The organism is Clostridium sp. CF012, assembly GCF_018861755.1.
Taxonomy (GTDB): Bacteria; Bacillota; Clostridia; order Clostridiales; family Clostridiaceae; genus Clostridium_AD.
Map to the genome: position 1 here is coordinate 1 of NZ_JAHLEF010000115.1, position 936 is coordinate 936.

General features: G+C 29.7%; 2 protein-coding genes and 1 pseudogene. 1 reads left to right on the forward strand and 2 read right to left on the reverse strand.

All coding sequences use genetic code 11. The features are described from left to right. Nucleotides 1-182, forward strand: a pseudogene (locus tag KPL50_RS26575) (hypothetical protein); the annotation flags it as partial. Between the two features lie 55 nt (nucleotides 183-237). Here KPL50_RS26575 and KPL50_RS26580 read toward each other — a convergent pair. Together KPL50_RS26580 and KPL50_RS26585 are read right to left on the reverse strand one after the other, a co-directional pair. Further along, entirely contained in the window at nucleotides 238-390 is a 153-nt protein-coding gene (locus KPL50_RS26580; RefSeq protein WP_216209124.1) for a FeoB-associated Cys-rich membrane protein, read from the reverse strand. Between the two features lie 27 nt (nucleotides 391-417). Continuing rightward, nucleotides 418-936, reverse strand: a 519-nt coding sequence (locus KPL50_RS26585; RefSeq protein WP_290443303.1) for a nucleoside recognition domain-containing protein, incomplete at its 5' end; no start/stop codon positions are given.

The following is a 936-nucleotide window of genomic DNA, read 5'->3' on the forward strand; positions in this document are numbered from 1 at the left end:
TTCTTATGCTTCATAATTACGAAGATGTTGTAAATTTGCCTGAAATATTTAAGGTAGTTAACGTTATCGATAATGATTTAGATCTATTGAGAAAAGAAAAATTAGCTAAAAAACAAATGTCTCTTATGAAGAATAATATAAACACAAAGCAGCCACTAAAAACGGTGAGCAGTAGGTTATAAAAAAAGTGGTATAGTACATTTATGTACTATACCACTTTTTCATTTGATTTTGTTATCATTTTTTATTAGATGGTTTTACTTCACAACTATGATTACAGCCTTTACAGCCATTTCCACAGCCACAATCACCATGTGATTGTTTTTTTATATTAGTATATAAGATATATCCAGCTGCGACAACGATCACACCAACAATAATGAATTCCATGGCTACATCACCTCTTTATATTTTATATTACCTCATTATTATGCTTCCAACATTAAATATTATGAAAGAAACTACCCAAGCCAATGTTAATTGGTAACATACAGAAAAAATTGCCATTTTATTTCCGTATTCTTTTTTCATAGTTGCAATTACTGATACACAAGGAGTGTATAATAATACAAAAACTAAGAAACTATAAGCAGATAGTGACGTAAAATGATTAGCTAAAGAATGTGTTAAATTACCACCATATATAACACCCATGGTACCTACAACTACTTCTTTAGCCATAAGACCAGTTAAAAGTGCTACTGAATTTTGCCATGAGGCAAATCCAAGAGGAATAAATATTGGATTTATAAATTTACCTATACTAGCTAAAAAACTAGAGTTTATATCAACCATACCTGTAGTGTTAAAGTTTGATAAAAACCATACTAGTACGGAAATAGAAAAGATTATAGTACCAGCTTTCTTTAAGAAACCCTTACCTTTTGCCCAAGTATGTATTAATAAGCTTTTTAGTTCTGGTAATTGATATTCAGG